The organism is Pedobacter sandarakinus (assembly GCF_026240095.1).
Taxonomy (GTDB): Bacteria; Bacteroidota; Bacteroidia; order Sphingobacteriales; family Sphingobacteriaceae; genus Pedobacter; species Pedobacter sandarakinus.
On the sequence record NZ_JAPIVG010000002.1, the window covers coordinates 12123 to 35302 of the forward strand.

General features: G+C 38.6%; 22 protein-coding genes and 3 tRNA genes. 17 read left to right on the forward strand and 8 right to left on the reverse strand.

The genetic code is table 11. From position 1 onward, the window contains the following. Window positions 1–30 precede the first annotated feature (30 nt). The 5 genes from OQ268_RS05800 to OQ268_RS05820 all read right to left on the reverse strand — a co-directional run bounded on the left by OQ268_RS05800 (window position 31) and on the right by OQ268_RS05820 (window position 3799). A complete protein-coding gene (locus OQ268_RS05800) occupies window positions 31–924 on the reverse strand; it encodes a hypothetical protein (RefSeq protein WP_265855172.1) in 894 nt (297 codons plus the stop codon). Continuing rightward, entirely contained in the window at window positions 925–2103 is a 1179-nt protein-coding gene (locus OQ268_RS05805) for an acetyl-CoA C-acyltransferase (RefSeq protein WP_265855173.1), read from the reverse strand. Window positions 2104–2242: 139 nt separating this feature from the next. Further along, window positions 2243–2416 (reverse strand): Arc family DNA binding domain-containing protein, encoded by a 174-nt coding sequence (locus OQ268_RS05810; RefSeq protein ID WP_265855704.1) that lies wholly within the window; start codon window positions 2414–2416, stop codon window positions 2243–2245. Further along, window positions 2416–2940: a hypothetical protein gene (locus tag OQ268_RS05815; protein WP_265855174.1), complete on the reverse strand. Its 525-nt coding sequence runs from the start codon at window positions 2938–2940 to the stop codon at window positions 2416–2418. The genes OQ268_RS05810 and OQ268_RS05815 overlap by 1 nt, the downstream gene beginning before the upstream one ends. Before the next feature lies 1 nt (window position 2941). Beyond that, entirely contained in the window at window positions 2942–3799 is an 858-nt protein-coding gene (locus tag OQ268_RS05820) for an SPFH domain-containing protein (RefSeq protein ID WP_265855175.1), read from the reverse strand. A 118-nt stretch (window positions 3800–3917) separates the two neighbouring features. On the opposite strand from OQ268_RS05820, the gene OQ268_RS05825 reads away from it, so the two are divergent. The 4 genes from OQ268_RS05825 (at window position 3918) to OQ268_RS05840 (ending at window position 6451) form a co-directional block, all read left to right on the forward strand. After that, window positions 3918–5996 (forward strand): HD family phosphohydrolase, encoded by a 2079-nt coding sequence (locus tag OQ268_RS05825; RefSeq protein ID WP_322973945.1) that lies wholly within the window; start codon window positions 3918–3920, stop codon window positions 5994–5996. Between the two features lie 80 nt (window positions 5997–6076). Beyond that, window positions 6077–6163: transfer RNA gene (locus OQ268_RS05830), tRNA-Ser, on the forward strand. Between the two features lie 91 nt (window positions 6164–6254). Then, a tRNA-Pro gene (locus OQ268_RS05835) sits at window positions 6255–6328 on the forward strand. A 49-nt stretch (window positions 6329–6377) separates the two neighbouring features. Next, a tRNA-Pro gene (locus OQ268_RS05840) sits at window positions 6378–6451 on the forward strand. A 1253-nt stretch (window positions 6452–7704) separates the two neighbouring features. Here the strand turns inward: OQ268_RS05840 and OQ268_RS05845 are convergent. Together OQ268_RS05845 and OQ268_RS05850 are read right to left on the reverse strand one after the other, a co-directional pair. Continuing rightward, entirely contained in the window at window positions 7705–8385 is a 681-nt protein-coding gene (locus tag OQ268_RS05845) for a GNAT family N-acetyltransferase (RefSeq protein WP_265855176.1), read from the reverse strand. Window positions 8386–8529: 144 nt separating this feature from the next. Beyond that, complete coding sequence (locus OQ268_RS05850) at window positions 8530–8955, reverse strand: winged helix-turn-helix transcriptional regulator (protein WP_265855177.1); 426 nt, start codon at window positions 8953–8955, stop codon at window positions 8530–8532. Between the two features lie 105 nt (window positions 8956–9060). Between OQ268_RS05850 and OQ268_RS05855 the strand changes: the two genes are divergently transcribed. From OQ268_RS05855 to OQ268_RS05890, 8 genes are all read left to right on the forward strand, one after another. Then, window positions 9061–9690, forward strand: coding sequence for a nitroreductase family protein (locus tag OQ268_RS05855; protein WP_265855178.1), 630 nt, complete (start codon window positions 9061–9063; stop codon window positions 9688–9690). 9 nt (window positions 9691–9699) lie between these two features. Beyond that, entirely contained in the window at window positions 9700–9996 is a 297-nt protein-coding gene (locus tag OQ268_RS05860; protein ID WP_265855179.1) for a putative quinol monooxygenase, read from the forward strand. A gap of 10 nt (window positions 9997–10006) precedes the next feature. Beyond that, window positions 10007–11038 carry a zinc-dependent alcohol dehydrogenase family protein gene (locus tag OQ268_RS05865; protein ID WP_265855180.1) on the forward strand — a complete coding sequence of 344 codons (1032 nt, stop codon included), beginning with the start codon at window positions 10007–10009 and terminating at the stop codon, window positions 11036–11038. Further along, on the forward strand, window positions 11035–11931 hold the full coding sequence (locus OQ268_RS05870) for an SDR family oxidoreductase (RefSeq protein ID WP_265855181.1): 897 nt from the start codon (window positions 11035–11037) through the stop codon (window positions 11929–11931). Before OQ268_RS05865 ends, OQ268_RS05870 begins: the two co-directional genes overlap by 4 nt. Window positions 11932–11941: 10 nt before the next feature. Then, window positions 11942–12685: an SDR family oxidoreductase gene (locus tag OQ268_RS05875; RefSeq protein WP_265855182.1), complete on the forward strand. Its 744-nt coding sequence runs from the start codon at window positions 11942–11944 to the stop codon at window positions 12683–12685. A gap of 175 nt (window positions 12686–12860) precedes the next feature. Beyond that, window positions 12861–13424: a polysaccharide deacetylase family protein gene (locus OQ268_RS05880; RefSeq protein WP_265855183.1), complete on the forward strand. Its 564-nt coding sequence runs from the start codon at window positions 12861–12863 to the stop codon at window positions 13422–13424. 590 nt (window positions 13425–14014) lie between these two features. Further along, the gene (locus tag OQ268_RS05885; protein WP_265855184.1) at window positions 14015–15427 is read left to right on the forward strand and encodes an MFS transporter; all 1413 of its coding nucleotides are present in this window, start codon (window positions 14015–14017) and stop codon (window positions 15425–15427) included. 78 nt (window positions 15428–15505) lie between these two features. After that, the gene (locus tag OQ268_RS05890) at window positions 15506–16246 is read left to right on the forward strand and encodes an SDR family oxidoreductase (RefSeq protein ID WP_265855185.1); all 741 of its coding nucleotides are present in this window, start codon (window positions 15506–15508) and stop codon (window positions 16244–16246) included. 487 nt (window positions 16247–16733) lie between these two features. Here OQ268_RS05890 and OQ268_RS05895 read toward each other — a convergent pair whose 3' ends face one another. Beyond that, the gene (locus OQ268_RS05895; RefSeq protein WP_265855186.1) at window positions 16734–17891 is read right to left on the reverse strand and encodes a hypothetical protein; all 1158 of its coding nucleotides are present in this window, start codon (window positions 17889–17891) and stop codon (window positions 16734–16736) included. A gap of 374 nt (window positions 17892–18265) precedes the next feature. Here OQ268_RS05895 and OQ268_RS05900 point away from each other — a divergent pair, with 374 nt between their 5' ends. The 5 genes from OQ268_RS05900 to OQ268_RS05920 all read left to right on the forward strand — a co-directional run bounded on the left by OQ268_RS05900 (window position 18266) and on the right by OQ268_RS05920 (window position 23153). Beyond that, window positions 18266–18490 carry a hypothetical protein gene (locus OQ268_RS05900; RefSeq protein ID WP_265855187.1) on the forward strand — a complete coding sequence of 75 codons (225 nt, stop codon included), beginning with the start codon at window positions 18266–18268 and terminating at the stop codon, window positions 18488–18490. Between the two features lie 89 nt (window positions 18491–18579). Further along, window positions 18580–20244, forward strand: coding sequence for a sensor histidine kinase (locus OQ268_RS05905; protein ID WP_265855188.1), 1665 nt, complete (start codon window positions 18580–18582; stop codon window positions 20242–20244). 10 nt (window positions 20245–20254) lie between these two features. After that, window positions 20255–20920 (forward strand): DNA-binding response regulator, encoded by a 666-nt coding sequence (locus OQ268_RS05910; protein WP_265855189.1) that lies wholly within the window; start codon window positions 20255–20257, stop codon window positions 20918–20920. Between the two features lie 338 nt (window positions 20921–21258). Then, a complete protein-coding gene (locus tag OQ268_RS05915; RefSeq protein ID WP_265855190.1) occupies window positions 21259–22320 on the forward strand; it encodes a type I restriction endonuclease in 1062 nt (353 codons plus the stop codon). 80 nt (window positions 22321–22400) lie between these two features. Beyond that, window positions 22401–23153, forward strand: a complete 753-nt coding sequence (locus OQ268_RS05920) for a phospholipase D-like domain-containing protein (protein WP_265855191.1) — start codon at window positions 22401–22403, stop codon at window positions 23151–23153. Window positions 23154–23180 lie beyond the last annotated feature (27 nt).

A 23180-nucleotide genomic window follows, 5' to 3' on the forward strand; every position in this document is an offset into this window, starting at 1 on the left:
TGAAAATGAGGGTAGTTCAGATTAAAGATGTTAAAACTTTCTAATCGGTTTAACATTTTTCTTCGGGTCGGCGTATTGTTCATCCATGGCATTTGGATCATTGTTCAGTTCTAAGCCTTCCTGCCATTTCAATTTACCGCCTATAATTTTAAAACCATCAAAAGTGCCGTCTGAACCGTAAAAATCATATCTCCCAACCATTTCAGGATCGATTGGAGCGAGGTGATCGAAAACAATCATTCCGGCTTTTTTATCGGTTTTCAAAGTCATCGCATTAGATTTCGTGTACTCGAATATGAACCGGTTTTTTGTTTTTAAATCTTTTCCATCAAATACTGGTGCGCCAAACTTCAACCCATCTTTTTCAATAGTAAGGATTTCAATTACTTTTTTCGTGGTGGCCTGGGTATTTCCCTTCCAGCCGAGCAACACATAATAGGGGAGGCGACTAGCTCCGGTTACCGGAACAATTTCGTAATAACGTGCGCCATACCAATTTTGGTTAGTAGTGATGATGTTGGGATCTTTAAGATTATCGCTTTGATCGATCAGTGGGTACAACTTTAGCGGACCCTTTCCTGTATTCATTTGGATGGTGCCATAGTAACGATAGGTGCCACCCTCTTGCGGCACATACCAACTTAAGGATCTAAAGGCCTGGTCTGGGGATTTAATTACAGACACGCTCTTTAAAGAATCAAATCCATAATCGAAGGAGTTAGAAACTTTCAAAGCCTCTACGAGCGTTTTGATAAACTTGCCATTTAATTCTGCCTTTTTTGCATCACTCTCGGCAGCCAGTGTGGCATCGAAAATTTTTACCAAGGAATCCTGAAATACATCAAGACCTGGTTTTGCCTGTTGGGCCTGAGTGTTCAGGCACAATAATATAATCGCTAAAAAAAATAAGTGCTTTCGCTTCATTTATGCTAATTTTTCTATAACCAGCGCACTGGCACCGCCCCCTCCATTGCAAATTCCTGCCACGCCAATCTTACCCTTATTTTGCTCCAGAACTGAAAGTAAGGTAACTACTATCCGTGCTCCAGATGCCCCAAGGGGATGACCCAATGCAACCGCACCGCCATTTACATTTACTTTATGATCATCTAAATTCAACTCCTGGTTATTGGCAATCGCCACTACAGAAAATGCCTCATTAATTTCAAAATAATCCACATCAGCCATAGCCACATTTGCACGAGCTAATGCCAACGGAATCGCTTTAGATGGTGCGGTGGTAAACCATTCGGGAGCCTGTTGTGCATCTGCAAAACCTAAAATTTTGGCCAGTGGTTTTATGCCTAATTCTGTTGCCTTTTCTGCACTCATTAACACGAGGGCTGCGGCACCATCATTTAAGGTTGAGGCGTTGGCGGCAGTAACCGTTCCATCTTTCTGGAATACGGGCTTCAGGCCTGGTATTTTATCAAACTTTACAGCGCTTGGTTCGTCATCTGTATCGATAACTGAAACATCACCTTTTCTATCTTTTACTTCAATCGGTACAATTTCTTTAGCAAATCTACCTTCGGCCTGTGCAGCTTGCGCCCTTTGGTAAGATGTTATCGCGAACTGGTCTTGATCTGATCTGCTGATATTACAAGTACTTGCGCAAAGTTCTGCTGCCGAACCCATGTGGTAATCATTATACACATCCCATAAGCCATCTTTTACCAATCCATCTGTAAGTTGGCTATGACCAAGGCGGTAACCATTTCTTGCTTTATCTAAATAATAAGGAACATTGCTCATGCTTTCCATACCGCCAGCCACCACAATATCAATAAACCCAGTGGCGATGCTTTGTGCCGCCAGCATAATGGCTTTAGTGCCAGAAGCGCAAACTTTATTAACAGTTGTTGCAGGCAGATCAGGAAGTCCGGCAAGCTTAGCAGCCTGTGTAGCAGGTGCCTGACCTAAATTGGCAGACAATACGTTGCCCATATACACTTCCTGTATTTGTTCGGGTTGTAGGTTTGCCTGTTCTACAGCCGCCTTTATGGCAAAACCACCCAATTGAGGCGCAGAAAATTGAGACAGTGTGCCTCCAAAACTACCAATAGCGGTTCTTACAGCTGATACGATTACAACTTCTCTCATGAATAATTATTTTTATGAATTTTTGGTTAGGCTGCTAAGTTATCAATTTTTCCTATTTCAATAACGCCTTTTGGGTTAATTTAGCGTAAAATGACATGCATCCTTGCTATCTCTTTCGCTCATGCTCGAACAAGATGCTTTATTTTTCTTCTTCTTTTACCTTTCCCTTTTTCCTTGCTTTTAAAGCTTGAGTAAGGAGAAATTCTATCTGTCCGTTTGTACTTCTGAATTCATCGGCAGCCCAAGTTTCTATATCTTTAAGCAACCCGGGGCTTATCCTTAATACAAATGCTTTTTTCTCTTTTTCCGCCATCACTGCTGAATTGCTTGTATGTTAATCTCTTTCTTCAGGTTCACCAGGAAAACGTTCAGTTCCTCAATTTTATTGGAGCTGAACAATACTTTCAAATCATTTTTTAACTCGAGCTGCAAGCCCATATTATGGTCGTTTAACAAGTATGCTTTATCTTTTAGCTTGAACCAAAGCCTGTATCTTACACCATAACCGCCGTATTCCGAAAACGCATCATATTTTCGGATGTAGGCTTTGTCAATTTCTCGCCAGGGGATGTATTTAAGTTTCCAGCTTACCAGTGCGTAACGATAGGAAACTCCATCATCATCAATCTTCAGCGTTAGCTTACATTGTGCTAACAGGTAAATCAAAGCGAATGGTATCAGGCCCGCCCATATAGGTGCAAAATAGGATGCGGTTAATTCATTCCAGCCCATTCCGCCATTGTAAAAAAGGGCGATAGCCACTGTTGGAAAGATGGTTGTTGCAGCAATCAAATATAACCACCAGATTTTTAAGCCCTGTTTTTCTATAAATACCATGCTAGTTGTAAAGCGTACCTGTATTTACTACTGGCTGTACATGTCTATCACCACAAAGCACAACCAATAAATTGCTCACCATCGCGGCTTTGCGTTCTTCGTCTAAATCTACAATGCCTTTCTGCGAGAGCTTTTCGAGGGCCATTTCTACCATACCCACCGCACCTTCAACAATAAGTTTCCTTGCCGCTATTACTGCGGTAGCCTGCTGGCGTTGTAACATTGCACTGGCAATTTCAGGGGCATAAGCCAGATGGGAAATACGGGCTTCCAGTACATCTATTCCAGCCCTCGATAACCGTTCATTCAGTTCTTTTTCAAGAATTTCGCTCACCTGCTCTGCGCCGTCTTTTAGCGTAATGCTCGATTCTTCACCCTCAGCATGATCGTAAGGAAAAATGTTGGCAAGGTGTCTTACAGCCGCTTCACTTTGAATGTTAACGTATTGCGTGTAATTTTCAACAGAAAACACCGCTTTAGCAGTTTCGTTTACTTTCCAAACCACCACAGCGGCAATTTCAATAGGGTTACCCAGTTTGTCGTTAACCTTCAATTGCTGGCCATTTAGGTTATTTGCCTTTAATGACAGGCGCCTCTTAGCCGTCAGCGGATTTACCCAGAAAAATCCGTCGGCTTTTACTGTGCCAATGTATTTTCCAAATAGGGTAAGCACCATCGATTGATTCGGGTTAATAATGAGAAAACCTGGAAAGATTAGAAAGACGTCTACAGTTAACAGTACTCCTCCCAGTACAAAATAAGTTATAATGAAGCAGTAAATACTTGCTCCCAAAAGAATTAGCGATGCCACAAAAGTAAGGTAGCCTGAGGGCGGATTAATGATTTTTTCCTGATACATGATTGATATTAATTTGATATCATAAAGTAAAATATAATTTGCCGTAATTGCAAACAAAATGAGTAAAATGTATATTAGATAAATTTGTTAATTTTGACAGTACAATAATTAAATCATTTTGGCCAAAATCAAAAAGAACTCCCACAAAATACTGTACCGTAAATATTCATCGAACCTGAAATATGTGATGATGCTTTTTACGGTTTTCGTAATCACCTTGTTTCTTCCCAAGCAGCCCCGTTTTAGGTATGAGTTTGAAAAGGGAAAGGTATGGATGAATAAAGACCTGATTTCTCCCTTTAGCTTCGCGATCTTAAAAACTAATCCACAGGTAAACAGCGATAAGAAAAATGCCCTTAAAGATGTGCTTCCTGTATATCAACTTGATAAATCGCTGGCTGAGAATAATTTGGAGCAGTTTTCTAATGAGTTTGATATTAAATGGAAATCCACTCAACTGGATGAGAAAGACAAGGAAAAATACAAAACTACCGCTTATGCTTTGCTGGCCGATATTTATAATAAAGGTGTAATCAGTTTAAACGCAAAACAGCAGACCAATGGGAAAAATTATGATTTTTCATTGATGGAGCGCAACATCTCGCGACAGAAAAATACCCAGGATGTTTTTACTACCGAAACGGCGCTTCTGTATTTTAAATCAAAATTCCAGTCTCCAAACCCAGTGATGAGTGACTTGGTTGCAAACCTTGCGGAGGATCACTTGAGTCCGAATATTGTGTATGATGAACGTTTAACACAAGTTATTCAACAAAATACTGTAGATAATATTTCTACCACCAAAGGGATGGTACAAAGGGGAGAGTTAATTGTTTCTAAGAACGATGTGATCGATGAAGAAATTTATCAGAAGCTGGAATCTTACAAAGCAACATACGATGCCCAAACCAAGACCATTGGCAGCCGGGCGTTGGTATATTTAGGGCAGGTGATTTTGGTGGCGTTCATTGTAGCCATCCTGATGTCGTTCCTGTTTTTGTTTCGCAAAGATATTTTTGCTGATAACCGGCAGCTTTCCCTAATCCTGATTGTAACCACAGGCATGTTGCTGGCACTTACATGGGCCATCAAGATGGAGATACCGAGTTTGTATTACATTCCATTTTGCGTAGTTCCGATCATTATACGGATTCTGTTTGATACCCGTTTGGCGCTTTATCTCCATATGTTGGTCATCTTAATCGCCGGATTCTTCGTGGCCAATAGCTTTGAATTTGTTTTCTATCAGGTTACAGCCGGGATGGTGGCGATCTTTAGTATCAAGAATTTTGTTAAAAGAGAACGTTTCCTGGTTTCGGCTTTACTTATTCTGTTGTCATATCTGGTGGCTTTTGTGGGCATTGCCTTGCTTAGAGAGGGCTCGTTCAGGGAAATCGAATGGATTAATTTTGTGCCATTTGTATTCAGCGTATTACTATCGCTTCTGGCTTACCCCTTGATTTATCTTTTCGAAAGAATTTTTGGAATTACCTCTGATGTCGCTTTAATTGAGCTGACCAATACCAATAACAAACTGCTGCGTGAGCTCGCTTTCAAGGCTCCGGGTACTTTCCAGCATTCGTTACAAGTGGCCAATCTTGCCGAAGCTGCGATCTTTAAAATTGGCGGCAATTCTGTACTGGTAAGGGCAGGTGCGCTATACCACGATATCGGTAAGGTAGACAACCCTCAGTATTTCATAGAGAACCAAAATACAGCCGTTAGTCCGCATGATAAGTTGCCTTATGAGCAAAGTGCACAAATTATTATCCAGCACGTGCATAAGGGCATTGAAATTTTAAGGAAAAATCAAATTCCGGAAACCATTATTGATTTTATAAGGACGCACCACGGCAATACCCGGGTAGATTATTTTTATCAATCGTTTCTGAAAAATTCACCGGAGAAATTTGTAGACGAAAACATTTTTCGTTATCCCGGGCCAATACCTTTCAGTAAAGAAACAGGTGTGTTGATGCTTGCTGATTCGGTAGAAGCGGCCTCAAGAAGTCTTAAAAATCCGGATGCGCAGAACATAAATGACATCGTTGAGCGCATCATTAACTACAAATTGGAGCAAAATCAACTAGATGACTGCGATTTGACATTAAAAGATATTGAAACTATCAAATTGATATTCAAGACGATGCTCATGAGTATCTATCATGTTCGCATAGATTATCAACAAGTTTTGTAATTTTTTTTTGTGGAATAACTTGTTTTACTATATTTGCAGACCTCAAAACAAGGTCGGTATGACGGCGTTTGAGGTTAAACGGTGAGGTGCCTGAGAGGCCGAAAGGAACAGTTTGCTAAACTGTCGTACTGGTAACGGTACCGCGGGTTCGAATCCCGCCCTCACCGCGAAAAAAAAGTAATAAAAAAAGTGCATTTGTCATTTTAAAACCGTTACTTTGCAGCCCTTAGAAATAAGGAAAAAAGGAGATACCAAGTTCGGGATGTAGCGTAGCCCGGTATCGCGCCTGCTTTGGGAGCAGGAGGTCGTAGGTTCGAATCCTGCCATCCCGACAAAAGTTTTGTTCACTTTTCAAAAGAACAATAAAGGTGATACCAAGTTCGGGATGTAGCGTAGCCCGGTATCGCGCCTGCTTTGGGAGCAGGAGGTCGTAGGTTCGAATCCTGCCATCCCGACTAATCCAATTCAATTTGGATACGAAAGCCTCTGAATCATATGATTTAGGGGCTTTTTAGTTTTAAGCGAGCAGCGATAGCTTACGTTTGCCTTGATGGGGCTAGCAGTATACCTGATCTTCGGAATAGCATAACCGAGATCATCTGTGTGAGGGTATTTTTCGACACTTTTAACAATATTTCTAGTTAAGTTGAATTTTTTGTACGCCTCATAGGGGGCGGCTTTCTACGTTTTCCCTGCTGAAAAAGTAGCAGACCTGAGCATAGCGAAAGCATGAAAGCGAATGAGAATAATACAAACGCTGGTATAACTCAAGGTTTGGATCTGTTGCCGGATCAATTTGTCAAAGTTTTATTTTCGGCATCACAAGTATTGATGCCTAGTTTGGTAGGGTTGTGAATAAGTCTGCACAAAGCGTTAAAGTTTTTTCCTTCCAATATCTCCTAGGCCGCGGAGCAGAATGCCTATAGCGGGAGTTTACTGTTTGAAGTTGATAGCAGAGGTAGATCTTTCTTCCGCCTCATCTTCGGCGGTTTTTTTTCTTTTTCATGTTACAGGGTACTATAAAATTTCGCATCAATACGGATTGAAATACCGCGTAATATTGGGAAACTTCCCAAAGGTTTGGTTACATAAGCGATGTAAAAATGAACTTTAGTACTATTACAGTACTCTATCTATGCTTTATCCCTACTTAAGCTATGCTTCATCTATGCTTTTGCATAGGCTTTTCACCGCTGGATAAAAGTTCTAGCGCAGCGGATAGATCAACATATGATTTTTGACAAGTATTAACAAAGCCATGATTTTAGCGGCTATTTTTAATTATACCGAAATGCTTTGGGACCAGGAAGTCGTAAGTTCGAATCCTACCATCCCGACAACTTCAAGTTCATCAGGATACAAAGGCCTCTAAATATCCCTATTTATGGGCTTTTTAGTTCTGGCCAGTCCTTTTCGATATATAATATTTTTCCTGTCATGCGAGCAATCAGGTAAACAGATTTAATATTTGTATTTGCTCATCATAAACAGTTTAACTAATTGAATATTTACATTTTGATTAAGGTAGCCCCATACACGAGTGCTATCGCCAAGGTAGTATTTATAAAATGGGTATCGCAAATATGAGGTAAGAATGAATACATTTAGTAGCTTGGCAGCCCTCAGCACCTGCTGATTCCACTGTTTTACTGCTGTCTGAACCCATAGATTTATTTCTTACGTTGCATTTTATTTTAGATATGAAATCCTAGTTCTTGCTGAGTATATAAATAATCATTTCACACCTAGTCTTAAAGCCATATTCTTTGTAAATTTCTAAGGCTCTAGTATTATCGCCTCGAACGTGTAAATACGGGATTTCACCCTGTGACACGATGTTGCGTATTTGACTATCTATTAACGCTCTTGCATATCCCTTACCTACGTGGTCAGGATGGGTACAAACCGCGCTAATCTCAACATAATTTCCACTATGCAACCTTTGACCCGCCATTGAAACCAATTGTCCGTTAGATAGAATTCCTTCATAATTTCCGAATTTTATAGTTTCGGATAGAAAAGGTCCCGGATTTGTACTTTTGGTTAGTTCAAGCATTTCAGGAACATGTTGTTCATTTAACTTTACTATCGCTGTTTGGATAACTTGCTGGGCGGGAACTTTGGGATAAATCATTTGAAAGCCGTCAATCCTATTGATGATTTTCCATGGTTGAGGATAGATTAACTTTTCGTTACTGAAAATGGCAATAGGCTCTTTGAAGGGTACCATGTCGTATAACTCTTGAAAATTTGCAAGGTTAAGCTCTTTTATGGCTGAAAATGGTGAGATCTCGCGAGAGATATATCGCGCTAAATCATTACCGACCGCGAGATCTGCATTTCCTGATGTCAAGGCTGCCCAAACAGGGTTATTGAGTAAGTGGCTCATATTTTAAGATGTTATAAATTCACCTCTTGGTGAAATTGTAGGTGGTATCCTGGCTTAATATGCTCCTCTTAAACAAGCCCTGAAATATTAATTAACGCAAGCGAACAATCAGATGTAAAACGAGCCGGAAGAACATTAGCTAAACTAAGAGTTGGGTGTTGAAACAATAGATTTCCTAAGTCTGTCCTGATATTTTGTTATAGTTCCAACCTTATCGTTTAGAAGTTCTTCTAATAAATTTAGATCTCCTGGAGGATTAAATTTCGAACCCCATAGGGCCAATTCCATAATAACAGGAACTAATTCAATACCTTTTTCTGTCATACTGTAAACGAATTTTGATTTCTTATCCTCACCAACTTGCTTATTAAGAAATCCATTGCCTTCCAGCATACTCAACCTGTCTGCTAAAATATTAGTGGCAATTCTTTCATTAGAAGAGCTGAATTCGCCGTATGTGGATTTCCCATGTAACATTATATCTCTGAGAATAAGTAATGTCCATTTATCACCAATAAAATCAAGTGAGAAGCTAACCGGGCATCCAGATCTTATCTTAATCTCTTTCATAAAAATATATTTTTAAAAACACTTGCAAATAAAAAGTAAAACTCATTACCTTTACACTTGCAAACCGCAAGCAAATCTACAAATTATTTAAACATTAAAAAAATCATGTCATTACTAAAAGCATTCGAATGGCGCTATGCCACAAAAAAATACGACATCAATAAAAAAGTTGATGCGGAATTGTTAGCTGATCTTACAGAAATCGTACGTCTTGCGCCTTCATCATTTGGATTGCAGCCTTACAAATTTCTGATCGTAGAGAACGAATCCAAACTGGAAGAGATTAGCAGAGCTGCGCATGGACAACCACAAATTACTACCGGCGCTCATGTAATGGTATTGGCGGTTGAAACCAATATTGACGAAAAAACGATAGGCAGTTATATTGATAAAGCAGCTGTTGCAAGGCAGACTGATCGCAAAAACCTGGAACAACGTGAAGGTTTCGTGAATATGATGATCAACAAGTTGGATTATGCGGAACGAATTAAATGGGCAGAAAAGCAAGCATTCCTTGCCGTTGGTGTATTTGTAAGCGCAGCAGCTGCAGCAGGTGTTGACGCATCGCCTATGGAAGGTTTTGACACTGCAGTGATTGATGAAATCTTAGGCCTGAGAGAAAAGAACCTCACTTCAGCCCTAATCTTCGTTATCGGGTACCGTGCAGAAGATGACGAATTCGCGACGATCCCTAAAGTTCGCAAGCCTAAAGAAGAAATTTTTGTAACCATTTAAAGTAAGGTAATGGCAAACTCAAAAGTGATCGTGCTTGCAGAAGTTCCTGTACTACCAGAATTCTTGGAAGCAGTTAAAGCTTGTTCTGCGGCTACGCTTATTCCAACGCTTAAGGAAGCCGGGTGCGAAGTGTTTTACCAAACCGTTAAGAATGACGATCCAAATACTTTAATCTTTTTTGAAGTTTTTACATCCAAGGCCGCCCTTGACTTCCACATGGAAGCAGATTACACTAAAGAATTTTTTGCCAATGTGCAGGGAAAACTGGCGGGTAAACCGGTGTCAACTATTTTAAGTGAATTATAGGCTTGATATTATGGAAACACAATTAAAGGCAGTTGATCAGCCAGTTAAGTTACTGCAATTAACCGCACTAGGCGAAGCGGGAGAAGTTGTCAAAATTCATAAAGGGCATATTTCAACCATTAATGCAGATGAGGTGCTCGTTGCAATGGAAGCGGCGCCAATACATATCTCGGACATACTGATGATTACTGGACGTTATGGAATCAAACCATCATTTCCTGCTGTATTGGGTGCAGAAGGAATTGGACGCGTGATCGCCATTGGATCATCTGTTAACAGCGAGTGGCATGGAAAACGTGTTGTCATACTGCCTTATTATGAGCAGGGAACCTGGGCAAGTCACATCGTGCTCCCGCTTAAAAATATCGTTCAGGTCAGTGAATCCGCTGATGCTACCCAATTGGCGCAAATGACAATCAATGCGATGACCGCCTATTTGTCGCTGAGAGAATATGCTAAGCTGATGCCTGGCGACTGGATCGGACAGACAGCGGCAAATTCCGCAGTCGGGCAATATGTGATTGGGTTTGCTAAAATGGCGGGAATGAAAACTCTGAATATTGTTCGCAGGAAAGAAGCAGGAGAATTTGTTTCCGGCCTAGGCGGTGACGCTGTTGTTGTTATCGGTGAATATCTCGAAGAACAGATCGAAAAAATTCTGGACGGCAAGCAACTTAGCCTGGTATTAGATACCGTGGGCGGCCAATTGGTCGGACAGATCGCGAAATTTTTAAAGAGCAGGTCTGCCATCGTTGGTTATTCCAGCGAAAGCGGACAAACCCCAGCGATCGCCCCTTTTGACCTTTTTTACAGAAGACTAAGCTATCATGGCTTTTGGGTTATTGATTGGTTCAAGACGACTCCTAAAACAGAAATTGATACAGTGATTTACCAATTAAATGAAATGCTGGACACCGGAAAGTTATCTGCTACTGTGGGTGGAACATATTCAATCGACCAATATAAGGAAGCATTCGCCAGCGCCATGAAAGGTGGCCGTCCCGGCAAAATCTTTTTCACATTTAATCAATCAACGTTATGAAGGATAATTCAACTGTGCAGCCCAGGATTTTAGTGGCTGGAGCAAGTGGCCATCTAGGCCATAGAGTTACCGAAATCTTACATGAGCAGGGTTATATCAACCTTGTTGCTGCTTCACGGAATCCTTTGAAATTGGGAGACCTGAATGAAAAAGGAATCGAGGTTAGAAAGGCAGATTTCGATGATCCGGGCACACTCAAACATGCTTTCCTGGGTATTGATCGTCTGTTGTTAATTTCAACGGATGAATTGCATAACCCAGATAAACGGGTGCGTCAGCATACCAACGCCATTAAGGCGGCTAAAGCAGCTGGCATTAAACATATCGTATACACATCGATGCCAAGCCCTGAAAAGGCGCATGATATCCCATTTGCATCAGACCACGTGGCTACGGAAAAGGCACTTGAAAACAGTGGCCTGGACTTTACCAGCCTGCGGGTAAGCTGGTATGCTGAAAACTTGATGGGATTTTTACCACAGATCATTTCAGCAGGAAAATGGCCAACTGTGTCCGGAGATGGCCGTATTCCATATATACCAAGAGAAGATGTGGCCCAAGCTGCCGCCAATGCTTTAATGAATAATACTGGTAAAACATATCCTGATATATCAGGTGTAGAATCACTAAGTATTAACGATATCGCCAGTATAGCATCGGAAGTTTTTGGTAAAACAATCTCTGTTCTACAGGTTCCTATTAATGCTATCATGGAAGAACTTATTGCCATTGGCATTCCAGCCGGTTTTGCACCAACAGTGGTAATGACCGATCTAAACATGCGTTCCGGTAATTTTGATATTGTAAGTAATGATGTCAAAAAAGCTACAGGCAGGGAGCCAAAAAGATTAAATGAATTCCTTATCAATAATAAAAACAAATTTATTCTTTAAAAAATTAGTTATGAAAATTACAAATAAGACCATTCTAGTTACTGGTGGCGGATCGGGGATCGGATACGCAACAGCCAAATATTTAAGTGAAAAAGGAAATAAGGTGATCATTTCAGGCCGAAATCCCGAAAAGATTAAAAAAGCAGGTGAAGCACTTGGCATAACTGCAATCGCCTGTGATGTTACCAAAGCTGAAGATGTAGCTCACCTGGTTGCCCGAATTGAGAGTGAATTTGGCGACCTTGCCGTTTTGATTAACAATGCAGGTGTTGCCAACCTTTACAAATTAGGTATAGGTGCGGGTGCTTTTGATAAATCTAAACAGGAATTTGAAACCAATTATTTTGGACCAGTGCGTTTAATTGAGTCCTTACTGCCTTTATTGAAAATACAGCCAGAGGCAGCAATTGTAAATATTACCTCAAACGTCTCTTTCCATCCACTTATTGTACTACCGACTTATTCAGACAGCAAGGCCGCCTTACATTCCCATACGGTGGCATTAAGGTTGACATTAGCTAAAGAAACCAACATAAAGCTTTTTGAAGTAATGCCGTCTCTTATAGATACCGAAGCCACAAAAGATATGGGCGGTGCAAATGGATTACCACCGAGCGTTGTTGCCGAAGATATTTTTAATGGAATCAACCAGGATCGCTTTGAGATTTATGTCGGTGATACTAGTAAGCAACATGCAGACTACTTTGCAGATCCTGTGACAGCTGTTAATAATTTTAATAAAGATCTCCTGTAACAGCTATAACAAATTAATATAGAATGTACAATGGTGTGACATCATTTATTGTGGAAATGTTTATCGTTAGAGTACACGCAGTTTGTACGTTGTGTAGGGTTTTCCATAATGAAATTAATGTTAAACTCCGGTTAAAAAGCAAACACCAATCTTAATTTGCTAATCAAATGATATTATGAGCAGTAGAAGAAATTTTATTAAACAAAGCGGAATTCTTAAAGTTGCCGGAGTTCTTGCGCAAGGTCAGCATTCTGTAGCTCATCCTACTGAAAAACACATCAATCTTGAAGAAAAAAAATTAAAATGGGAAGATGGTTCACGATTGGTGGTCTCTGTAACTATGCACTTTGAAGCTGGTGGTGAACCAGACAACTTGCAAAGTCCTTTTCCGCCGAATATGCTTCCAAGATTTAAAGATCTGCCTGGTTCAACTTGGTATGCGTATGGTTACAAAGAAGGGATTCCTCGCATGCTTGATAATTGGGATAAGTTAGGAATCAAGGTAACCTCTCATATGGTTGGTTCAGCGGTACTGAGAAATCCGGCACTAGCTAAAGAAATAGTAGATAGGGGCCATGAAGCAGCAGCCCATGGAAAGGGTTGGAACACACAATATAATATGTCCAATGATGAGGAGAAGAAATTTACAAGGGACGGTGCTGAGGCAATAAAGCAAATTACCGGTACCACCAATAGGTTAGTATGCAAATTTTCTGCGTCGTGGAGAAAATACACTTAAAATCTTAAACGAATTAGGATTCACCTATCATATTGACGATTTAAGCCACGACTAACCATTTATAATACAGATTAATCAAAAGGACTTTGCCGTAGTACCCTACACGTTACGCTGCAACGACATTGCATGTATTGAATTACGCAATTTTTCCGCAGATTAGTTTATAAATCAGGTTAAGCTTGAATTTGATCAGCTGTATTCTGAGTCTGCGCAACGCAGGCGACAGCTTTCTATTGCTTTTCATGTCAGGATTGGAGGAACACCGCAAATTGTACAGGCCACTCATCAATTATTAAGCTATATGAAAAAAGCCCTGGTGTAGTATTTAAACGAAAGGATGAAATTGCGAAAATCACCTTAAAGGACAAAACCAGTATCCGCGAATAGCTAATATAATCTGTCAATACTCGAATACATAATTTAATTCCTTTTGCGACCAGACAAGAATAACATTAAAAAGTAAAACTTTAACAATTCGCATTGGTTAACTGCAAATAATACTTGCATTTTAAAAGTAAAATACGATATTTACACTTGCAAAGTGAAAGCATTTATCAAAGGTAAATGTTTTCACAACAATAATTTTATAAATGAAAAGTTCAAAGTGGTTTTCTTTATTACTGATCCTTACAGCTCCATTTCTTTCAGTGTTGGATGTGTTCATCATCAACGTCGCCATCCCGGCAATAAAAAAAGGACTTCATGCTACCGAGGCGCAAGTTCAGCTTGTAATTGCTGTTTATCTGTTAGGTTATGCTTCATTTTTAGTAACCGGAAGCCGATTTGGTGATTATCTGGGCCGAAAAAAAGTATTTCTTTTAGGCATGCTAGGTTTTACAATTTCTTCGGCGTTGTGTGGCTTTTCTCAATCTTCACTTGAATTAAATATCGCTCGTTTTATGCAGGGAGTCAGCGCGTCGATGATGGTACCCCAAACAATCGCTTTTATTCAATTATTGTTCCTTGATTCCCGTGAGCGAACAAAAGCGTTTGGATGGTATGGTATTGCGCTAGGTTTAGCTAGTATGCTCGGACAGTTTTTGGGAGGTGTACTTACGACATTCCACTTTTCCACTGAGGGTTGGCGTTTAATATTTTTCATTAATATTCCAGTAGGTTTAGCTGCGATGCTACTAACCGTTTGGAAACTGGAAGAAACTTTAAAAGATGTTAGTCAAAGATTTGATTTACGTGGCATATTGTTATTAACGATGTCATTGATTTCGATTATTATTCCGCTTATTCAAGGAAGAGAATTGGGCTGGCCATCATGGTGTATTATTTCACTGTTAGCATCTGTCCTTTTTTTCTGGTCGTTTTTATATGCGCAGCGGCTAACTAAAAAACAAGGAGGAAAACCTCTTATAGATATTTCTTTGTTTGCGATAAAGGATCTTAACTACGGATTATTGGCTGTAGTTTGTTGCTATATTGTTCATAGTTCATTCTTGATGATGAGTGCAATATTGCTACAGAACGGTTTCGGTTTTTCACCTTTACGCTCCGGAAGCTCATTTGTGGTATGGGGTAGCTCCATGTTACTATTTTCCCTTTGGTCTATAAAACTGGTCAAAAGAAATGGAAGAAGAACCGTTCTTATTGGCGTTGCTTTGATGTTTACCTCAGTTGCTTTGCAGATCTGCTTTTTTACCGGAGACGTCATTTATTTACCAGTATTACTGGGCATATTAATAATTCATGGAGCAGGGGCTGGTTTAACCTATCCGACACTAATGAACGTAACATTAAAGAACGTGCCGCATGAGTTTGCAGGAGCGGCCGCTGGATTGTATTCTACTGCTCAGCAAGTTGCAGGTGCATTTGGTGTTGCTACCGTAGGTGGATTATTTTTCACAGTGGTAGAGCATTCAACAACATCAGCAAGATATCAGCAAGCCTTTCTTTATGGTTCCTTAGCGAACCTGTTCATTCTAGCGATAATGGGATATCTGGTAGCTGCCTTACCCAATGGCGATGTAACTGAGATTGCCTTTGCAGAATAGTTTAAATATTTATAGAGTTCAATTCATGTCAATAAATATCACATTATACCAATTCATAAAATCAATAATTTAATTATCATGAACATTAATAACAGAACTGTATTAATTACAGGCGGTGGTTCCGGAATCGGATTTGAAACAGCCAAACTGCTTAGTCAAAACAACAAAGTTTTGATCATTGGAAGAAATGAAAATAAAATCAAGGATGCGGCTGCTGTACTTGAAAACGCAGATGCGATCGTCTGCGATATCACAAACGAAGCAGATATTGACCGCCTGCTTAGTACGATAAAACAAAGTTATCCTGATTTAAGCGTATTGATTAATAATGCAGGCGCAGCTTATGTTTACGAGTTATCTGGTAGCGCAGATGCTTACATCAAAGCTAAGGAAGAGATTGATGTTAATTATCTATCACTAATCCGTCTTACTGAAAAACTACTCCCTATTCTACAAGAGCAACCGGATGCAGCAATTGTAAATGTGAGTTCAGTAGTTGCGTTTTCTCCATTAGCGATAATTCCCTCGTACTCGGCAAGTAAGGCAGCAGTTCATTCCTATACATTGGCGTTACGCCATGTTTTAGCAAAGAATAGTGCGATTAAAGTTTTTGAATTAATGCCACCTACCGTAAACACTGAATTTGCTAAAGAAATCGGCGGGGAAGAACATGGTATGCCCCCTGAACAAGTAGCCAGCGATTTAATTGCAGGCCTTGAAAATGACACTTATGAAGTGTACACAGGGATAACCAAAGAGTTTCGTGATCTTTTCTTTTCATCTCCAAAAAACGCCTTTGAAATGATGAATAAAGCTTAAACTAACAAAGCCAGAAACCTCTTTGAGAGGTTTCTGGTAACTGTATAACCATACTGGCCAAAACGTGTCACCGATCAAAAGAGAACATCTTAATTTACGGTACTGCTTGCAGCAGTAATGGAAATTATAGATTTTCGATCGTAAATGTCGCCTTTTCTCAAATGAGCGGGAATCTTGGTGCGACTCTGGAAGACACATCTTGGGTGATTGCAGCTTATGCCATCGCTAACGTTATCATTATTGCATTAATTGGATTTTTGACTGCCTCGCTTCGGCCGCTAGAACTACTATATCGGATCCATTGTTTTATTTACTTTCTGTTCCTTCATGCGAACAAAAAAGTGAACAAGGTTGAATAGTTTTTACATACTGATACTGTAAACACGTGTATAACCAAACTCTACTACCTAACGCTTAGGATATGTCAAAACGTAGTTAGCATTATTAGGAAAATAGTTATGTCTTTTTAAGAGGACGTCTATTACTATTATCGCCTATTTTTTTTAAAAAAAGCTTTTATTGAAAGCGGTATGATGAGACCTATTGAAACTATGATCACAGTTATTATGATGCCCATGTTAAATAAATATCTATAATATGAAACGTGCGACCGCAACATGTAAGCCGTTAGTGGTTTTAGTGCTTTGTTTGTGTCAATTGGGTGCATGCCACTATCTGTATAGAATTCTATCTTTCCATACACCTTCGAATACCAAACTTTCCCTAAATCTAATTTGGTAAGTTTATCTGGTGTTGTGATTTTTTTAAAATTTTGCAATCTTTCAATATCTAATGCCATTTTTGGAGTGCTAGTCTCTAGGTTACAAGAAATCGCTTCGTATTTATTTCCTGTCCAATACATACATTTTTCATCCTTAGTTACCCTTTCCCGATCAGTCTGATGCTGCCAAAATATAAGTACCCCAATTGCGATAATTGCCAAGGTTACCGTTGACAAGATAATATTTAGATTTTGACCTATAAACTTAAATTTGACAGGTTTGTCTGGTTTGCTAATTATTTCTGCTGAGGTGTTTTTTATATCACCTGAAGATTCATCAACGCCCCCCTTATCTGAATCGGTACCATTTTCAATTGACAAAACTTGCCCAACATCTTCTTTTCCCCCTGGGAAACGGCCTTGATTTGAACCGCCATTGACAACTTCACAGGTTGAAGTTGTAGGAGAACCTATTCCTCTATCTCCACTTTCTTCTTCATTATTTATCGAACTTTCTGCTTTGCGTTGCTCAACAGATTGGTCATTTTCATTTAGTTGATTATTGCGGAGGAATTGATAATACCTAAAACTTGGCCTGGGTTTAAAATCTATCAACCAGGCCAGTAATTCACTATTCCGTTCATTTGTTTTGATTGAATCGTTTGAAAGATGATTTAGCAATGCCCTAAAAGCCCCAGTATTCGATTGTGATATCACATTTCGAAAGTCATTACCTATTCTATCAACATTAAAGAAAGTGGAAAGTATATCGTCATCTTCAGGAGTATACCGTTGATCATAAGCTTTAAGACACTCCTTTTTCAGTTTTGCCGTAGTTGGATTGGATAGAGACAAAGAAAGTTCGCCAGCGGTAAGCTTTCTTTTATAAGTAGCTATTACTAATTCTTGATAATCTTGAGGCATTATTTTAAGGGATTACCGGTAAATATAGGTTGGAATTTTTAGAATTTTTACGGTTTTCCGGAATTCAAACGGAATAATGAGTGTAAAATAGGAATCTACGGAATTCTCTATCAATAAAGTCTTTACATCACACATCTTTGCTTCAGAAATCAAAGTAGATGTTTACTGGCAAGCAAAGTAAATATCTCGAAGATTTCACAATGAGCCGATATCGCGGTGGTTCGTAGCCGGTTTGGGAAGCAGTTATATAGCTCCCGCGATGGAAACTCATTACTTCCCAAAAATTTCAGAAGGCCTTCTGATTTACAATCGTAGTAAACCCCTCGAATGGTCGAGGGGAACTACAATGTCTATCATTCTAAAATTTTTGAGTTATGTTTTTACCTTATTTTATTGCACTTTTTTTAGGGTTGGTAAACCCATCATCGTATCCTACCAATAGTAATACACAAGCTAGTGCGGTTAATACCGCTAATGGGGGTAACATAGATTCTGGTGATACAGAACCAGAGCCCGGACTCGATGATGGCCCAGGTACAGGAACAGGTACTGGAGGTGGAGCAGGTCAAAATCCTCCACCTCCGCCTCCAAGACCATAATCTTAAATGGGACGATCCAATCGTCCCATTTTTTTATTTTATTGCTATGAGAGGCTTTTTATTCTATACCTTAGTAGAAAAGATAAATTTTGAAACGACTCTCTCCCCTTATTTTCTTAATTATTTTCCTACTTGGTTGTCTCGAAGAGCATCCCAATAAAAGTTCGAAAAGACAAAAAAATCTAAACCAAAGTAAAGCCTATAATTATTCCATTGCGGGAAAACCCGACAGTGCATTCAAATATTACACGCTTGCAAAAGATGAATTTATAATGCAAAAGGATAGTATTGGAATAATTTACAGTATGCTTAGCATTGCAATCATCAGCACTAATCAAGGCGATTATTTTGGTGGACAAGAAATTTCATTAGCTGGACTTTCTTATTTGAATGACAGGAACAAAGATCATCTTTGGTATATCCATTCCAATTATAATAACCTCGGAATTGCAAATTATCGCCTTAAAAATTATTCAGCAGCAATAAGATTTTATAACCTAGCACTAAAATATGCTGCTAATAATGATGACAAATTTTTATATCTGAACAATAAGGCGAAAGTTTATGAAGAGCTTAGGAATTATAGTGAGGCCATCAAACTTTATACACTTATTATAAGAAGTATCCCGAAGGAAACAACAAATTATGCCCGAGCTTTAGCAAATTTAGCTTCAGCAAAATGGCTCAAAAATCCTGCTTATAATGCTGAAATAGAATTATTGGTCGCATTAAATATTAACTTAGTGTTGAGAGAAAAATTCGGGCAGAACTTCTGTTATGCCCGATTAGCAGACTTTTACAGTCAAAAAAATAGTAGCATAGCTATTTCTTATGCTAAGAAAATGTATGTGGTTGCTAAAGAACTTAACAGTCCAGATGATCAATTGGAAGCCCTGTATAAATTGGTTAAATTGAGTTCAACAAAAGACAGTAAAGAATATTTTGTGCAATATGAAAAACTTAACGATAGCATACAGTTGGCTAGAGCTAGAGCAAAAAATCAATTCGCACTGATTCGATACGATACGCTCAAACTTCAAAAAGACAATAATGAAAAAAAGTTCCAGATTGCTAAAAGAGATGCAATCATTGTAATCAGTTTAGTCATTCTTATTGCATCAGTCATCATTTTCATCTTTTGGTATAGAAAAAGAAAGCAAATAACAGCGCAGGAAACTCAGAATGCTATTAGAGAAAATCAGCTCAAGACATCGAAAAAAGTTCACGATGTGGTTGCCAACGGATTATACAGGGTAATGACCGAAATCGAGAATCGGCCAGAGATGGATAAAGAAGATTTATTAGACAAAATTGAATATATGTATGAAAGGTCTCGAGACATTTCTTATGAAGCTCCGAAGGCTAATCCGTTAAGCTTTTCTGATCGAATAACAGCTTTGATGCAATCTTTTGCATCAGCCAATGTATCAATTGAGCTTAAAGGGAACACCTTTAGCTTGTGGCAAAATGTTAAGGAACATACAAAAAATGAAATAGAACATATTCTACAAGAGCTGATGGTTAATATGGACAAACACAGCCAGGCTAACCGGGTAAGCTTGCTATTTAGGGAAGAAGCAAAAGCAATTCACGTTTTTTACAAGGATAATGGTATTGGCTTTGCAAAAACTACCAGATTTAAAAACGGATTAAACAGTACGGGAAACCGTATCAAAAATATATCTGGCACCATTACTTTTGAACAGCAAAACGAAAAAGGGCTTGAAATTCATATTTCTTTTCCAAATTCATAATTAGAGTTTTATGTTTAAAAAAGTATTAATTGCGGAGGATCATGAGAGCATCAATATTTCCGTTCAAAAAACATTACAGGATCTGGGTATACCACATGACCCTAGAAATTATGTGTTTTATTGCGATGACGCTCTATTGAGAATTAAAAAAGCAATTGTTGATCAACAACCTTATGAGTTACTTATCACAGATTTGTCTTTTGAGGAAGATCTAGCGGGTCAGCAGATCAATACCGGTCAAGAATTAATTAAAGCTGCGAGAGAAATACAACCAGAGATAAAAGTATTGGTTTTTTCTGTAGATAAAAGGAACAGCGTGGCTACGGCATTAATGAAAACCTTGGGTATTGATGCTTACGTTCCGAAAGCGAGGAGAGATTCTCAAGACTTGAAATTAGCCATAGAAGCTATTGCTAAAGGAAAGAAATATCTTTCACCTAATTTAAAGCGAACAGAAACAGGAAAAGATTATGATTTTATTCCAATAGATATCGCTATCATTACCCTGCTTGCGGAAGGCAAATCACAAAAGGAAATTCCCGCACATTTTCAGGGAATAGGAATTACTTATAGCTTAAGTAGTATAGAAAAACGATTGAAAGCAATTAAAGAAACGCTGGAGTTTACTAAAAACGAACAGTTAGTTGCTTACTGTAAGGATATTAAGCTGATTTAGGAGTCTGGTCTCAATTATCCAAATTTTTTTATTCAGTGCAAAGCGATAGAAGCGCAGGTCAAATTATCAACCTAGATGATTTGAGAATGCACTGATGCGATTAGTTTTTGCTCCATTTGAATAATTATGGGCAAAACCCAGGTATTTATCTAGCCATTGGATTCTTATGGAGACTAATAATTTAATGTCTTGGTTATCATAAAATTGCATCTCACCAAAAACGTTACCATAAATTTCTTAAAATCTTGTCGCGTTACGGTTTCCCGTAAATTATGATTGTTTAAAGGGTTTACATTTGATACCATGTTTAGTTAATTAATCCCCTATTCAAAGTTAACATGGATTTTAAAGACGAGGTAAAACAGCTAGGTATTAGAACCAGTAAGATGATACCACAAATACAAACGGAGGAAGCAACGAAGAATGCACTCATTATGCCGTTCATCAAATTATTAGGTTTCGATGTTTTTGATCCGTTTGAAGTTAACCCAGAGTTTATTGCAGATATTGGTATAAAAAAAGGGGAGAAGGTAGATTACGCTATTATGAAAGATGGCGAACCCATTATCATCATCGAATGCAAACATCATTTAGAGAAATTAGATCCGCATAATTCGCAGTTGTTTAGGTATTTCCATGTATGCAAAGCTAAGTTTGGTTTGTTGACAAATGGTTTGGTTTACCGGTTTTACACTGACTTAAACGATGCGAATAAGATGGATGAAAAACCATTTTTCGAATTCAACATTGCCGAAATAAAGGACGCCCAAATTGAAGAGTTAAAGAAATTTCATAAGTCTTATTTTGATGTAGAGAATATTTCTAATACCGCATCAGATTTAAAATATACGAATGAACTTAAAGCGCTCATCACTTCAGAGCTTAGGGAACCTTCCTCCATTTTTGTCAAACATTTTGCCAACCAGGTTTATCAAGGCAAACTCACCGAAAAGATTTTAGCACAATTCTCTGAGCTAGTACAGCGATCATCTAATCAGGTTTTAAATGATGCCATAACAGATCGATTAAAAACAGCATTGGGTACAGAGGAAGCCAATAGCAACGACAAGGAGACTAAAATTACTGCACAACCAATTATGGCTGAAGACAAGGTGTTAACTACCGAAGAGGAGTTAGAAGCATTTCATATTGTCAAGGCCATTCTAAGAGAAAAAATACCTTCACAACGCCTCTCACCCCGGGATACGCAGTCGTATTTCGGGGTTTTACTAGATAATAATAACCGTAAACCCATCTGCAGGTTTCACTTCAATACGACCAATAAATACCTGGAACTTTTTCACAAAGGTAAAGATGCTGGAGAGAAAATACAGTTAAGCAGTTTGGACGAGATTTATGGGTTTAAGGAGCAGTTGCAACAGACTTTGGGTAATTATTGATTAAAGTGAATATAAATATTTAAATATAAGCTGGATCGAATTTTCCAACCAATCATCTAAATTAAAGCTCGATACTATAAATGAATGAAATTATCACCAACGGAGCAGAGATTAAGCAAAGAATCATTGCTGAAATTAATAATGCTAAAAAAAGCATCTACATTGCAATGGCTTGGTTTACTGATAGGGATATTGCAAGTGCGATAATCGAAGCAAAAACTAGAGGCCTAACACTAGATATTGTTCTCTCATCCAATTCTTCAAATGAAACAGTAAAGCTAATGTTTAAGGGCGCAGAAATTAGCGTTCACGCTTTTGAAACCGGTGATGATCGAGGAATGATGCATCATAAATTTTGTCTTATAGATAACAAAATTTCAATAAATGGCTCTTATAATTACTCGTATAATGCTAGTAATAACAACGTTGAAAATATACAGGTTTCTGATGACCCAATAACATATAGGCAGCTTTTCTCTGAATTCGAAAGGATAAGATATAACATTGATCATAACATAGATGTAAATACAAAAATACCAACGCCCAATAAAACCATCACTTTAAAACCAATGAATGTTATCGATGCTTTTTCTCAGCAGCTGCATGACCTTGTCTATTCTGCATCTCAAATTAACACGGAAGAATATAGAATTAAGGGATATGAAACCTCAAAAAATAGTGAAGGTAGTATAGAGATTTTCAAGGCAGAATATAATAATATCAAGGAGGAAATTAGAGCTTTCGCCACAGATGATAGTTTGAGTAGTAAAAAAATTATCTTAACCAACAATATTAAATGCTTTTACAGCTACGAAATCCGACTTAGATGTTGAAAAGCATGGCAAAATAAGTGAGGCTAA

Bases quoted from the DNA above. Each gene is read 5' to 3' on its own strand.
- OQ268_RS05895 (WP_265855186.1), bottom strand. From the start codon at position 17,891: ATGCCTCAAGATTATCAAGAATTAGTAATAGCTACTTATAAAAGAAAG.
- OQ268_RS05850 (WP_265855177.1), bottom strand. From the start codon at position 8,955: ATGAAAGAGATTAAGATAAGATCTGGATGCCCGGTTAGCTTCTCACTT.
- OQ268_RS05920 (WP_265855191.1), top strand. From the start codon at position 22,401: ATGAATGAAATTATCACCAACGGAGCAGAGATTAAGCAAAGAATCATT.
- OQ268_RS05810 (WP_265855704.1), bottom strand. From the start codon at position 2,416: ATGGCGGAAAAAGAGAAAAAAGCATTTGTATTAAGGATAAGCCCCGGG.
- OQ268_RS05875 (WP_265855182.1), top strand. From the start codon at position 11,942: ATGAAAATTACAAATAAGACCATTCTAGTTACTGGTGGCGGATCGGGG.
- OQ268_RS05805 (WP_265855173.1), bottom strand. From the start codon at position 2,103: ATGAGAGAAGTTGTAATCGTATCAGCTGTAAGAACCGCTATTGGTAGT.
- OQ268_RS05890 (WP_265855185.1), top strand. From the start codon at position 15,506: ATGAACATTAATAACAGAACTGTATTAATTACAGGCGGTGGTTCCGGA.
- OQ268_RS05865 (WP_265855180.1), top strand. From the start codon at position 10,007: ATGGAAACACAATTAAAGGCAGTTGATCAGCCAGTTAAGTTACTGCAA.
- OQ268_RS05855 (WP_265855178.1), top strand. From the start codon at position 9,061: ATGTCATTACTAAAAGCATTCGAATGGCGCTATGCCACAAAAAAATAC.
- OQ268_RS05915 (WP_265855190.1), top strand. From the start codon at position 21,259: ATGGATTTTAAAGACGAGGTAAAACAGCTAGGTATTAGAACCAGTAAG.
- OQ268_RS05845 (WP_265855176.1), bottom strand. From the start codon at position 8,385: ATGAGCCACTTACTCAATAACCCTGTTTGGGCAGCCTTGACATCAGGA.
- OQ268_RS05820 (WP_265855175.1), bottom strand. From the start codon at position 3,799: ATGTATCAGGAAAAAATCATTAATCCGCCCTCAGGCTACCTTACTTTT.
- OQ268_RS05860 (WP_265855179.1), top strand. From the start codon at position 9,700: ATGGCAAACTCAAAAGTGATCGTGCTTGCAGAAGTTCCTGTACTACCA.
- OQ268_RS05815 (WP_265855174.1), bottom strand. From the start codon at position 2,940: ATGGTATTTATAGAAAAACAGGGCTTAAAAATCTGGTGGTTATATTTG.
- OQ268_RS05900 (WP_265855187.1), top strand. From the start codon at position 18,266: ATGTTTTTACCTTATTTTATTGCACTTTTTTTAGGGTTGGTAAACCCA.
- OQ268_RS05800 (WP_265855172.1), bottom strand. From the start codon at position 924: ATGAAGCGAAAGCACTTATTTTTTTTAGCGATTATATTATTGTGCCTG.
- OQ268_RS05910 (WP_265855189.1), top strand. From the start codon at position 20,255: ATGTTTAAAAAAGTATTAATTGCGGAGGATCATGAGAGCATCAATATT.
- OQ268_RS05880 (WP_265855183.1), top strand. From the start codon at position 12,861: ATGAGCAGTAGAAGAAATTTTATTAAACAAAGCGGAATTCTTAAAGTT.
- OQ268_RS05870 (WP_265855181.1), top strand. From the start codon at position 11,035: ATGAAGGATAATTCAACTGTGCAGCCCAGGATTTTAGTGGCTGGAGCA.
- OQ268_RS05885 (WP_265855184.1), top strand. From the start codon at position 14,015: ATGAAAAGTTCAAAGTGGTTTTCTTTATTACTGATCCTTACAGCTCCA.